A 12735-nucleotide genomic window follows, 5' to 3' on the forward strand; every position below is an offset into this window, starting at 1 on the left:
GAAGGTTTTATATGACAATCAAGGATATTGCTAGAGAATGTGGCTGCGCCGTTGGAACTGTTTCGCGCGTTTTAAATAATCAGGCTTATGTAAGCGATGAAATGCGCAAAAAAGTTCTGGAAGTTGTAAACAAGCATGATTTTGTTCTTAACAAAAATGCAAAGGAGCTTAAATCCCGCGGAAGCAAGACAATTGTGATTATTGTAAAAGGAACAAACAATATGCTTTTTTACAATATCCTTGAGCTTATGCAAAAGCGGATTGAAAAACTTCCATATAATGCAAGCGTTGTTATTCTTGATGAATATGACAATAAGATTGTCGGTGAATACAGCAACGAAGCCCAGTGCGCCTTGAACATTTACTATGAAAAAAAACCGCTTGGCTTTGTCTTTTTAGGCGGAAACCCAGAACGGTTCAGCGAGGACTTTAAAAAAATAAAAGTTCCTTGCATTCTTATTACGACCAAGCCAAAAAGAGAAGGGTTTGAAAATCTTTCAAGTGTAAGCACAGACGAATTTCAGGCTTCGCTTTATGTTGCCCGGTATTTTGTAAAGCACGGACACACAAAAATCGGAGTAATTGGCGGCGACTTTGAAAGTTCTGAAACTTCTAAAAACCGCTACGACGGATTTATTGAAGGCCTTGAACTTGCCGGACTTGATTTTGACTTTGAAAAATCTTACGTTACAACACGCTACAGTTTTGAAGGCGGAGCTTCTGCGGCGGAAGAGCTTATAAAAAAGTTTCCTGACTTAACTGCGGTTTTTTGTATGTCCGATGTTATGGCGATTGGCGCGTGCAGAAAACTTAAGCAGCTTGGCTATTCAATTCCCGAAGATATTTCTATAATTGGATTTGACGGACTTTCCATTGCGGATTTTTATTGTCCTAGAATTACAACTATAAAGCAGTCGAACGAAGATCTGGCTATACAAGGTCTTAAAACTTTTATAGACTGCGTTGAAAAGAAAGCTCCGGCAGTTCATAAGATTATTCCTTTTGAATTTGTCGAAGGCGAAACAGTGAAATCAATTGTAAATAAATAACTTCAATATTTACGAGGAAATATATGTTGAACAAACGTGCTTGCGGTGTGCTGATGCACATTTCATCTTTGCCTGGAAAAACAGGAATTGGAACAATGGGCAAAAATGCCTATGACTTTGTTGATTACTTAAAAAGCGCAGACCAAAAGTACTGGCAGATTCTTCCGGTTTGCCCTACAAGCTATGGAGATTCACCTTACCAAAGCTTTTCTACTTTTGCCGGAAATCCTTATTTTATTGATTTTGATTTTTTGGCGGAACAGGGATTTTTGCAGAAATCCGACTATGAAAATGTAAACTGGGGCGGCAATGAGCGCTATGTGGACTACGGAACGCTTTACATTGAGCGGCATAAAGTTTTTTCAATAATTCAGAAAAATTTCAATAAAAATATTCCATCTGACTTTGATTCTTTCTGCGCTGAAAATGCGTTTTGGCTTGAAGACTATTCCCTTTTTATGGCGATAAAAGATGCTCACGGCGGAATTGCATTTGATTTTTGGGAAGAAGACATTCGATGCAGAAAGCCAGATGCTCTTGATTCTTGGAAAAAGAAATCCGCAGAACGTATGCAATATTATAAAATGCTTCAGTATTTCTTTTTTAAGCAGTGGTATGCCCTTAAAAAATATGCGAATGAAAAAGGAATAAAGATTATAGGCGACATTCCGATTTATGTTGCGGCGGACAGTTCCGATGTCTGGTCAAATCCAAGCCAGTTTATGCTTGACGAAAACTACAAACCGGTTGAAGTTGCAGGCTGTCCTCCAGATGGATTTTCTGCGGATGGTCAGCTTTGGGGAAATCCTGTATACAACTGGGAATACATGAAGCAGACTGATTATGCCTGGTGGAAAAAGCGTCTTGAAAAAAGCATGGCGATTTATGATGTTATCAGAATTGACCATTTCCGCGGATTCGATTCTTTCTATTGTATTCCTTATGGCTCTACAAATGCAAAAGTTGGCGTTTGGCGTCAGGGACCTGGAATGGATTTGTTCAATTCGCTTAAAAAGCAATTTGGCGAAATGCCTGTTATTGCTGAAGACCTCGGATTTCTTACAGACAGCGTAAAGCAGCTTTTAAAGGATTCAGGGTTCCCTGGAATGAAAGTTCTTCAGTTTGCATTTGATTCGCGCGAAACAAGCGACTATATTCCTTACCGCTACACACAGAACTGCGTTGTTTACACAGGAACTCACGACAACGACACAATTCTTGGCTGGACAGAAACAGCTTCTAAAAAAGACGTGGAAAATGCCAAGGAGTATCTTCGTGTAAAAGAAAACCGTGAAGTTGTAAAAGAAATGATGATTGCGGCAATGTCGAGCGTTGCAAATACTTGCATTCTTACTATGCAGGATTTGATTGGACTTGGCAAAGAAGCCCGCATGAATATTCCGTCAACAGTTGGAAACAACTGGAAATGGCGCGCAACAAAAGAGCAGTTTTCAGAAGATGCCAAGAATTTCCTTGCGCATTTTACACATCTATACGGAAGAGCTTAGCTTGGTAAAATGTAGATATTCCCTGTGCAGAACTTAAATTTTGCATGGGGATTTTTTTACACATAATGTCAAAATTTTATTAAGCATTTATATAAATTTTATTAAATTTATATTTCAGACCTTTCTAATTTGCAAAAAGCGGATTATAATCTATTTCGAGTGTCAAATCAGCTTATATTTCATAGGAGTTTTTATGAAAAAACTGATTTTTTCTCTTTTGGTGGCATCGGCTTTGTTTGTTTCGTTTGCTTTTGGAAAATCTGTAAAAAATGAAGAAACAGAAGAGCCTGAAAAAACTTCAAATCTTATAAAAAACGGAGATTTCAGCAAAGGAAAAAAATTTTGGGATATGTTTCTTTCAAATGGAAGCGCGGATCAGCTTGTAACCGAAAACGGAGAAATGGAAATCCGCATAAAAAATCCCGGACCTTATGAATATGCAATTCAGCCGTATTTCGATGGATTTTTTTTGTACAAAGGCGGCGTTTACAAATATTCTTTTGATGTGCATTCTTCTATAGAAAGAACTTTTGAATGGCGGCTTCAGGTGAACGGAAGAGATTACCACGCTTATGTTGGCGGCTGGGATTCCGTGGGAAAAGAAACCAAGCATATTGAAGCTACATTTACAATGCGCGAGCCTACAGATTTTTCTCCGCGGCTTGTTTTGAACGTTGGCATGGGAAAAGGCTGCCCGGAAGACATGAAGGGACATTCAATTTTCTTTGACAACTTTAACCTTGAGCTTGTTGACGCTTCTGGAATTACAGAAATTGTTACTTCAACAACGACTTCAAATGTAAACTTGAACCAGCTTGGATATTTGCCTTCCGCAAAAAAAATTGCTGTAGTCCGCTCAAAGAAGAGCGCGAAAATTTCTGGAGCTTTTGAAGTTGTAGATACAAAAACTGAAAATGTTGTTTTTTCCGGCAAACTGAAAAATGCAAAGTTCAACGGAGCTTCTGGTGAGCAAACCGCGATTGCGGATTTTTCAAAGCTTTCCGCAGAAGGAACTTACAAAATTAAAGCTGGAAAATACGGCGAGTCATTTGAGTTCAAAATTGCAACTAATATTTATGATGGAATTTTAAAAAGCGCGGTAAGATTTTTTTATCTGCAAAGATGCGGAACAAAAGTTCAGGATGCGGATTTTGGACATCCGGAATGCCACACAACGTGCGCAGTTGTATACGGCAATGTTGAAACTTCCTACGATGTAAACGGCGGTTGGCACGATGCCGGCGACTACGGACGCTATGTTGTTCCTGCTGCAAAAGCTGCCTGCGACTTGATGCTTGCCTACGACCATAATAAAAATGCATTTGCTTCTGAAAACATTCTTGATGAAATAAAGTACGAGCTTGACTGGATGCTTAAGATGCAAATTCCAGAAACCGGAGCTGTGTTCCACAAAGTTTCTTGCAGGGAATTTCCCGGAGAAGTTATGCCTCAGGACGAAAAAGACAGGCTCGTTTTGTGTCCTGTTTCAACTGCCGCTACTGCCGATTTTGCTGCTGCAATGGCAATGGCTTCAAGAATTTTTAAAGATTATGAAGAAAGCGCAAAATATTCTTCAGCTGCAAAAAAAGCTTGGGAATATCTTGAAAAAACTCCTTTTGATGGAAAAGGCTTTACAAATCCGATTTTGTTTACAACTGGAGCTTACAATGATTCGCAGGATGCAGACGAAAGATTCTGGGCGCTTGCAGAACTCTACAAAACTTTTGGGGACGAAAAATATCTTGAGCTTTTAAAGGCTTATAATCCAGTTGAAATTGGACAGGATCTTGGCTGGCAGCAGGTTGGCCTTTATGGACTTTACGAATATCTTTCAAGCGACGCTCCAAAGGATTCATTTTATCAAAAAGCGCAAAAAGCGTTTCTTTCAAAGGCAAATGAAAAACTCAAGAATGTTGCTATGGACTCTTATGATGTTTCGCTTTCGATGTATGAATATGTCTGGGGAAGCAACATGGGTGTTGCAAACAACGGAATGCTTTTCTTGCTTGCGGACAAAATTTCACCAAATAAAAAATACAAGGAAGCAGCAAAATGCCAGATTGACTATTTGCTTGGAAAAAACACAACCTCATACTGTTTTGTGACTGGTTTTGGAACGCTTTCGCCGATTCTTCCGCATCACAGGCCTTCGCAAGTTGCCAAAAAGCCTATGCCGGGGATGCTTGTGGGCGGTCCTGACTCAAAGCTTGAAGACCCTTTTGCGCGTGCAAATCTTTCTGACGCTCCTTATGCCGCCTGCTACATAGACAGCGTGCAAAGCTATTCTTGCAACGAAGTTACAATTTACTGGAATTCTCCGTTTGTATATTTGATTTCAGGTTGTATGGACTAAAAGAATTCAAAAAATATCTGCTGTGTTCAATGCGCGGCAGTTTTCCACGGAAAAGATTCTGCTATGAAAAAGTTCTTAAAAAAATTTTATATAGTTCTTCTCGCAGTTTCGTTTGTGGCTGCAACAGTTGGATTTTTTGTATTTGCCACAGCAAAAGAATATATTACCGAAAATGATATTTCTCCGGATATTCAGTTTTCAATAGGGAAACGCCAGTTAAAAGGCGATGCTTGGACAACTTATGTTCCTTACATTGCTTCTGCTCATCCGGGAAAAGGAACTCTTACTGGCAGAATCTACACTGGAGTTGTAAAAAATCTTAACAAGCGCGCGATAAAAGAATGGAATGTGGAAGTAAACATAACGCAGCCTTGTTATTTGAACAATGCTTGGAATGGTTTTGTTGAAATTTACAAAAGCCGTGCAGAAAAAAAACCGTCGCAGCCTTTGATAGATTTAAAAAAAGCAGAGGAATCCGACTTTTCAGTTCGTATAATAAAAAACTTAAATAATATTCTTATTCCGCTTGATCCTGGAAGTAAAATTGTTTTTTATCCTAGCATAGAAAAATATATTCCTGGCAGAGTGCAGGACGTGAACAGCATTTCCATGGGCTTTGTTTTCTACACAGAAGACACAGACAACTTGATGAAATTTAAATCTTGGAAAGTAAACTACAAGTTTGAAAATGATTTGTTTTACCGTCCGTTTTTCTATGCCTTTATGCTTTTTTACATAATGTGGCTTTGCCTTGTAATTTCCAGAATCAGGCTTCATGCTATAAATCTTGCGAAGGAAAGAGACCGCGAGCACGATAGGCTTACGCTTGAGCAGGTAATAAAGGCTTTTACAAAATTTATCGATGCCAAGGACATTTATACAGGCGGACATTCAGAGCGCGTTGCAAAATATTCGTATTTGCTTGCAAAGGAAATGGGCAAGTCTAGCGATGAGTGCCTTAATGCCTATTACTGCGGACTTTTCCATGACTGCGGAAAAATTGCTATTCCTGACGAAATTATAAGAAAGCCTGAAAAACTTACCGATGCTGAATACAAGCTTATGCAGAGCCACACAACAACTGGCTATAACCTGCTAAAAGAACTTACATTGATTCCAGATGCTTGCCTTGCCGCCCTTTATCACCATGAGCGGATTGACGGCACTGGTTATCCGAAAGGTCTCAAAGGAAATGAAATTCCTGAAATTGTGCGCATTATTTCTGTTGCTGATGTTTTTGACTGCATGAGCCAAGACCGTTGTTATAGAAAAGCTTTTCCACTGGAAAAAATTATCGAGGATTTTAAAATGAACAGCGGCAAGCAGTTTGATCCTGAAGTTGTAAAAGCTTTCCTAAGTCTTGCAGAAAAAGGCGCGTTCAAAGTCTGAATCCATTTGTACAACTTCAAGGTTGTTGTAAAAAAAAGTGTGAAACATTAAAATATTTTTCTGCAAACTTTTTATAAAAAAATCAATACGGATTCATTCCGTGGCAAAAAGGAATATCTTATGGAAAATTCTAAACGAACTGTAACTTGCGGCGAGCTTACAAAGGCTGACGTTGGCAAGAAAGTTGTATTGAACGGCTGGGTCAGCCGCACGCGCGACTTGGGCGGACTTGTTTTTATCCGTCTTCGCGACCGCTATGGAATCACACAGGTGATGGTCGGCGACAATGCTTCGGACGAGGTTAAAAAAATTGCCGCTTCATTAAAGTCAGAATATTGTATCGCTGTGGAAGGAATTGTTGCGGCCCGCGCGGAAAAAGACGTGAACAAGGACATGGCGACCGGCGAGATTGAAGTTGAGGCGAGCGACATCGAAATCTTCACAACATCGCAGGAACTACCTTTTTCTATTGAGGAAGTTCGCCAGAAGGACGGAACAGTTGTTCTTCCGAACGAGGATTTGCGCCTAAAATACCGCTACCTTGACCTTCGCCGCGAGCCTATGCAGCACAACATTATTCTGCGCTCAGCGGTAACTTTTGCCACACGCGAATTTTTGACTTCAAAGGGTTTTTTGGAAATCGAAACCCCTACTTTTATTAAATCAACTCCGGAAGGCGCGCGCGACTACCTTGTTCCGAGCCGTGTTCACCCGGGAAAATTCTATTCCTTGCCGCAGTCGCCACAGCTTTACAAGCAGCTTCTGATGGTTTCGGGCTTTGACAAGTATTTCCAGATTGCGCGCTGCTACCGCGACGAGGATGCCCGCGGAGACCGCCAGCCGGAATTCACCCAGATTGATATGGAAATGTCATTCACAAACCGCGAGGAAGTTCTTGAGACAACCGAAGAGCTTATGCGCCATATTTTCCAGAAAACCTTGAACTACGAACTTCCAGTTCATTTTGACAGAATCAGCTGGGACGACGCTTTTGACCTTTACGGAAGCGACAAGCCGGACTTGCGTTTTGACATGAAGATGCAGGACGCGGCATTTATGGCAGATTTGAGCGACTTTAACGCATTCAAGGCAGGAGCCGCAAACGCAGACAAGAACATTGAGCGCCACAAGAGAAGCGGACTCAAAGTTCTTGTTGTAAAGAACGCGGCGGACAAATATTCAAGAAAGCACATTGAAGCTTTGGAAGCGGTCGCAAAAATCAACCACGCGAAAGGTCTTGCCTGGATGAAGGTTGACGTAGAAGGAAAATTTGAAGGCGGAATCTCTAAGTTCTTTGCCGGAAAAGAAGCGGAAATCTGCTCAAAACTCGGAGCAGAAAAGAACGACCTTCTTCTGTTTGTAAGCGATGAAAAATGGCAGACAGCGTGCGTTGCGCTCGGAGCAGTGCGCAAGCAGCTCGGAAAAGACTTGAACCTTTACAACCCGAAAGACGAATTCCACTTTGCCTGGATTATAGACTTCCCATACTTTGCTTGGAACGAGGAAGAAAACAAGTGGGAAACAGAGCACCATATGTTTACTCTTCCGCAGAAAAAATACTGGGACACTTTGGAAAGCGACCCGGGAGCTGTAAAAGGCGACCTTTACGACCTTGTCCTGAACGGCTACGAGCTTGCTTCAGGCTCAATGCGTATCAACGACCCGGCATTGCAGGAGCGCATTTTTGAAATCGTAGGCTACAGCCGCGAGCGCGCGGAAAAAGCGTTCGGCTTCTTGGTGCAGGCATTCAAGTTCGGCGCGCCGCCGCACGGAGGAATCGCACCGGGACTTGACCGCCTTATAATGCTCATGTGCCACGAGGAAAGCATCCACGAGGTAATCGCCTTCCCGAAGAACAATCTGGCGGCTTCTCCTATGGACGAGTGTCCAAGCGCAGTTGACCAAAGCCAATTGGACGACTTGCATCTAAAATGTACTGAGGTTGAGAAATAATATGCGCGAGTTTTCCGCAGGGAAAACTCGGTAAGCAAGACGCAAAGCGGATTGCGCTAAGAGCTACATATTCAGTGTGTCGAAAAAGAAATAGGTGGCATTGGTCTTTGTTGGCGATGAAAATTTCAATGTCAGTTTTTTTTAATCTGTTTATGCTTCATGCTTTTGTGAGGCATGGGCGGATTTTTTTATTCTTCAAACCAGTTTTCAATTATCAGATTTGAAACTTGCTTTATGTCTTTAAAATCTCTTGTGTTCCTTGTTACTAAAATCAGGTTGTTGGATATGGCAGTTGAAGCAATCAGTAAATCCATTTTTGTTGGCAGTTTTCCTTTTTGTTTTAGTCTGGAAAACATATCTGAATAAACGCTGGCGGCAAAATCATCAAAAGGAAGAATAGCAAAAAATTTCCGGATTTGATTTATGGCATAATCAAAAAGATAATCCTTTCTTTTGCCTTCTGGAAGTGATTTTATGCCAGACAATATTTCTGCCCAGACAACTGAAGAAATGCACGAATGTTCAATGTTTGCTAAAATTTTATTTACAACATTTTTGTTCGGCATGGGTTTTGAAGGTTCTGAAATTATATTCGTGTCCAACAGATATATCGGTTTCATGCTTGCCTCAAAGTTATTCAAAATCTTCTGGATGTCTTATGAACGGATCTGTATCTTTTTTTCTTGCAAAGATTGAATCAATTTCTTCATTTGTAATTTGAGGTTCAGAAAGTTTTTCAGAATAGAATTTTTTTCGCCAGTTTTTTAATGAAGTCATAAACAGTTGTTTCTTGTCTAAGGCATTGGAAGTTTCTTGATTGTTGATAACGGCTACAGTTTTTCCGTGCCTTGTAACTTGGATGCTTTCGCCTTTTTCTTCAACAAGGTGAAGGTAATATGGTAATTTGTTTTTTGCGATACCAACTGATATTGAAATCATAAAACCTCCGGTAAAAACTAAAGCAAAAATTGATTTTTTCAAGACCTTTAATAGAATAATATTATTTAGCTAAAATGTCAAATTTGTGGCTAAAATCTTGATTGATTGTAGTTTTATAATTTTTCAATAATTTGTTTTGAATTATATTCCACTTTTATTTTTCATTTTCACCTTTCAAATTTTGCAGCTTACATTCTTGTTTTTGCAAGTCGCTTAAAATCATCTTTTTTATTTTTTTGTTAGCCTGTAAAGTTCTGCAAAAAGCTGGAGGTTGAAAATGATTTTAGAGGCTGTGCTTTTGGGGCTTTCAACAGGAACTTACTGCGTAATGTACTGCGGTCCTGTGCTGATTCCGTTTTTATTCGGGACAGAAAAAATTTCTTGCAGGCGGAATACGGGATTGATTGGATTATTTTTGGCTTCAAGGCTTGCGATGTATTTTGTTCTTGGAGTTGCTTTAAGTGTGGCAGGTCTTCTTGCAAGTGAATTTTTTGATCCGTATTTTGCAAGGCGTCTTTCTGTATGCGCTTACATTTTTTGTGGGACCGCGTTGCTTTTAAATTCATTCGGCGCAAAGTTTCCCTGGAAAAAAGATGGCTGCAAATGTGCTGGCTTAAAAAAACTGGGAAACGATTATGTAACTGCGGTTTTTGCGGGGCTTGCAGTAGGGCTTCATATTTGCGCTCCTTTGTGGACTGCCATTGCCCGTTCTGTCTTTTTGACCGGCATGAAAGGAATTTTTTATCTTGTTTTCTTTTATACTGGGACACTTCCGTTTTTTCTTCCGCTTCTTGGAATTCCGTTTGTTCAGAAAATATTTCCTGTGATGAAAAGAATTTCACGGATTGCGCAACTTTTAATCGGATTTTATTTCCTTATTTTTGAAGGCTTGATAAAACTGTTTTTTTAGTTTTTTTTACAGAGGGTAAAATGATTGTTCCAGTTATTCTTTGCGGCTTGATGTCGATTGTAATTTTATTTTTTGTCATTGCCAACAATGGATTTTCCGCAGTATCTATTTTTTACGGTTTGTTTCTTATGTTTCTTTACGGAGGAATGACATTCGCAGAAAATAAAAAGAAAGGAAGCGGAACTGTATACCGCAGAATTTTTTTGACAACTTACGCGGTGTTTTTTTGCATTGGATTTATTGCGAATCTTTTTGCAGAAAGGGGAAGCATGGCAATTACCAACGAGGCTCTTGCAACCTGCGAGCTTCCGTTTTGCCACATTGTAATTCCGCAGGGACTTTTGTCTTATCTTGCAACGCAAACTGTAATTTTTCCGGCAAGAGTTTCAGGGCATTTTGCTTCAATTGCGAGTATGCTTGCAATCTGGCTTGTGTTTACGCTTGTTCTTGGACGCGGCTGGTGTGCCTGGGTTTGTTTTTACGGCGGCTGGGATGAAGGTTTTTCTCACGTCGCAAAAAAAAGGCGGATTAATCTTTTGGCGCATAACAAGGAAATCCGAGAGTTTCAGTTTGGCTTTTTGTTCTTTTTAGCTCTTGCCTGCTTTGGAACTATGTCGGCTCTTTATTGCGACTGGTTCTGCCCATATAAAATTGTAACGGAATTTTTTCCTATGACGACAATTCCTGGACTTATTGCTGGCATTATTTTTATAGGACTTTTTTTGGGACTTGTTGTTGTGCTTCCGATTTTGACTAAGCGCAGAACACAGTGCAGTTTGCTTTGTCCGTTTGGCGCATTTGCTTCTTTGACCGACAAATTAAGTCCGTTTAAAATGCGCATTGACAGTGCAAAATGCAAAGGCTGCATGAAATGTGCGCAGGTCTGTCCGTTTGGAGCAATCGATGTTGCAACAATTCAGCAGAAAAAAGCTTCGCCGGAAATTACTTGTGCAAAATGCGGAGAATGCATTGCAGTTTGTCCTGAAAAAGCAATTTCTTATCAATTTAGATTTAATAAAGCCTGCTGTTCCCCTGAGCCAAAAACAAAATTTGCAAAAGGAATTCAAAAATTCTTTGAGCCTGAAAATTTGTTCAGGTTTGCGGCCTTTACGTTCGGTGCGATTATGTCCCAAACTTTTACAATTAATTCAATCGAAATAATTTTGAAATTTTTTGCGCATTAAACATCAGCTTATTAAATTGGAGATTTAAATGAAAAAACTTGTTTATTACTTTATGACTTTTTTGTGTGCTTTTATGTGTTTCGCCGGCATTTCATTGTTTTTTATAAATGAAGATTCTGTTCAAAATTTTATGGTAAAATCGCTGAAGCTGAAAAATTCTCCTTGGCTTAACGGCGGAAAAATTGTTGCGGATTTTTTTGATGAAGTTTGTGATGACAACGGAAGCGGAAAATTAAATTATCCGCATTATGAGCAGTTTGAAAAAGGCTCGCTGGACTTGATTCGCTACACTGTGCACAAGCCTGTTTATGAAGCTGTTTGGCAGCAGCATCCGGAATACTGGCAGCTTGACCTTGAGTTTAAGTGCGGAATTCCAGATGTGCGAAACATTATGGTTTACATTGGCGCAGAAAATATGAGCGGCGGTTCAACAGAACCTTTGTTTGCAGATGCAGAAAATGTAAAGTTTGATATTTTTCATCCATGGAATTTTGCAGTATGGGTAAACAAGGAAAATGGAACTGTCTATAATTCAAGGCGCGACTTTATCTGCGAAACTGAAAACTATTTTATAAGTAACGGCAAAGAAGTTTTTGTAAGAATTCCGCTTGCACAAAAAGAACTTCAGAAATTTTATACTTCAAAAATTACTTGGCACTATGTTGTTGCTGGAGGATTTTCTGAGTGGGACAAAGGCGGGTTTTTGCCTTCAGATTCTGATGAAAAAATTTATGATTTGCTAGACGGATATTCTTTGAAAATTCCGCAGAGCCAGCAGCTTTCTTCCAGAACACTTTTTCCAGTTGAAGTAAAAATGAAAGATGAATCTTCTTTGCAAGACACAACATTTGAAAATGCAGTCAAGAAACGCTACAAGGAATTTCAGGAGCAAAAAATAATTCCGCTTGATGAAACAAAAGATGAGCCTGTTTCATTTTCTGAAAAACTTGAATATGCAATTTGTCTTTTTGAGCATGGGGAATATAAAAAAGCTGAAAAACTTTTTTCAGAACTTGTGGATGAAAACGAAAATTCTGCGCTTGCAAATGCGTACTATGGTTCGTGCCTTGCAATCCGCGGTGGAAATTCAAATGTGTTTGCGGCAATGAAACTTGTAAAGCAGTCTTTCGTTTATCTGGACAAAGCTGTTTCTCTTTGCGCCGGAAGTGATGACGAAATGGAAGTTCTTTTAAACCGTGCCAATGTCGCTTCTTCAGTTCCAGAAAGTGTATTTAAAAAATCCGCAGTGGCTGGAGCTGACTTTGAGCGCATTGCAGAGCTTTATAAATCTTGCGCGGATTTTGACAAAGATTCAGATGAAAAGAAAACAACGCTTGCATATTACTATGTTTGCGCCGCGGAAAATTTCAGGAAGGCAGGACGTGAAACAGACGCCAAGCGAAATGCCTGGTATGCAGAAAAAATTTTTCAAAAGCAGTAGAATACAGAA

At 39.8% G+C, this 12735-nt stretch carries 10 protein-coding genes; 8 read left to right on the plus strand and 2 right to left on the minus strand.

The window, feature by feature from the left end; translation table 11 throughout:
- Positions 1-11: 11 nt before the first annotated feature.
- From B3209_RS09410 to aspS, 5 genes are all read left to right on the plus strand, one after another.
- On the plus strand, positions 12-1049 hold the full coding sequence (locus B3209_RS09410) for a LacI family DNA-binding transcriptional regulator (RefSeq protein WP_296662064.1): 1038 nt from the start codon (positions 12-14) through the stop codon (positions 1047-1049).
- A 23-nt stretch (positions 1050-1072) separates the two neighbouring features.
- Entirely contained in the window at positions 1073-2557 is a 1485-nt protein-coding gene (gene malQ, locus B3209_RS09415) for a 4-alpha-glucanotransferase (RefSeq protein ID WP_296662063.1), read from the plus strand.
- A gap of 193 nt (positions 2558-2750) precedes the next feature.
- A complete protein-coding gene (locus tag B3209_RS09420) occupies positions 2751-4910 on the plus strand; it encodes a glycoside hydrolase family 9 protein (protein ID WP_296662062.1) in 2160 nt (719 codons plus the stop codon).
- Positions 4911-4973: 63 nt separating this feature from the next.
- Positions 4974-6299 carry an HD-GYP domain-containing protein gene (locus B3209_RS09425; protein WP_296662061.1) on the plus strand — a complete coding sequence of 442 codons (1326 nt, stop codon included), beginning with the start codon at positions 4974-4976 and terminating at the stop codon, positions 6297-6299.
- 120 nt (positions 6300-6419) lie between these two features.
- Positions 6420-8252, plus strand: coding sequence for an aspartate--tRNA ligase (gene aspS / locus B3209_RS09430; RefSeq protein ID WP_296690561.1), 1833 nt, complete (start codon positions 6420-6422; stop codon positions 8250-8252).
- A 188-nt stretch (positions 8253-8440) separates the two neighbouring features.
- Here aspS and B3209_RS09435 read toward each other — a convergent pair whose 3' ends face one another.
- Both B3209_RS09435 and B3209_RS09440 read right to left on the minus strand, forming a co-directional pair.
- Positions 8441-8872 (minus strand): PIN domain-containing protein, encoded by a 432-nt coding sequence (locus tag B3209_RS09435; protein WP_296662123.1) that lies wholly within the window; start codon positions 8870-8872, stop codon positions 8441-8443.
- Positions 8873-8885: 13 nt separating this feature from the next.
- Positions 8886-9191 carry a type II toxin-antitoxin system Phd/YefM family antitoxin gene (locus B3209_RS09440; protein WP_295796421.1) on the minus strand — a complete coding sequence of 102 codons (306 nt, stop codon included), beginning with the start codon at positions 9189-9191 and terminating at the stop codon, positions 8886-8888.
- Between the two features lie 277 nt (positions 9192-9468).
- Between B3209_RS09440 and B3209_RS09445 the strand changes: the two genes are divergently transcribed.
- Genes B3209_RS09445 through B3209_RS09455 form a run of 3 tightly spaced genes read left to right on the plus strand, consistent with a single transcriptional unit; the run spans position 9469 to position 12726 of the window.
- The gene (locus B3209_RS09445) at positions 9469-10101 is read left to right on the plus strand and encodes a sulfite exporter TauE/SafE family protein (RefSeq protein ID WP_296662122.1); all 633 of its coding nucleotides are present in this window, start codon (positions 9469-9471) and stop codon (positions 10099-10101) included.
- A gap of 20 nt (positions 10102-10121) precedes the next feature.
- On the plus strand, positions 10122-11285 hold the full coding sequence (locus B3209_RS09450) for a 4Fe-4S binding protein (RefSeq protein WP_296662121.1): 1164 nt from the start codon (positions 10122-10124) through the stop codon (positions 11283-11285).
- A gap of 28 nt (positions 11286-11313) precedes the next feature.
- Positions 11314-12726, plus strand: a complete 1413-nt coding sequence (locus B3209_RS09455; protein ID WP_296662120.1) for a glucodextranase DOMON-like domain-containing protein — start codon at positions 11314-11316, stop codon at positions 12724-12726.
- The last annotated feature ends 9 nt before the right edge of the window (positions 12727-12735 follow it).

The sequence above is a fragment of the Treponema sp. UBA6852 genome (assembly GCA_002449305.1).
GTDB lineage: Bacteria > Spirochaetota > Spirochaetia > Treponematales > Treponemataceae > Treponema_D.

Coding starts and splice junctions, on each gene's coding strand:
- B3209_RS09410 (WP_296662064.1), top strand. CDS start 12: ATGACAATCAAGGATATTGCTAGAGAATGTGGCTGCGCCGTTGGAACT.
- malQ (WP_296662063.1), top strand. CDS start 1,073: ATGTTGAACAAACGTGCTTGCGGTGTGCTGATGCACATTTCATCTTTG.
- B3209_RS09420 (WP_296662062.1), top strand. CDS start 2,751: ATGAAAAAACTGATTTTTTCTCTTTTGGTGGCATCGGCTTTGTTTGTT.
- B3209_RS09425 (WP_296662061.1), top strand. CDS start 4,974: ATGAAAAAGTTCTTAAAAAAATTTTATATAGTTCTTCTCGCAGTTTCG.
- aspS (WP_296690561.1), top strand. CDS start 6,420: ATGGAAAATTCTAAACGAACTGTAACTTGCGGCGAGCTTACAAAGGCT.
- B3209_RS09435 (WP_296662123.1), bottom strand. CDS start 8,872: ATGAAACCGATATATCTGTTGGACACGAATATAATTTCAGAACCTTCA.
- B3209_RS09440 (WP_295796421.1), bottom strand. CDS start 9,191: ATGATTTCAATATCAGTTGGTATCGCAAAAAACAAATTACCATATTAC.
- B3209_RS09445 (WP_296662122.1), top strand. CDS start 9,469: ATGATTTTAGAGGCTGTGCTTTTGGGGCTTTCAACAGGAACTTACTGC.
- B3209_RS09450 (WP_296662121.1), top strand. CDS start 10,122: ATGATTGTTCCAGTTATTCTTTGCGGCTTGATGTCGATTGTAATTTTA.
- B3209_RS09455 (WP_296662120.1), top strand. CDS start 11,314: ATGAAAAAACTTGTTTATTACTTTATGACTTTTTTGTGTGCTTTTATG.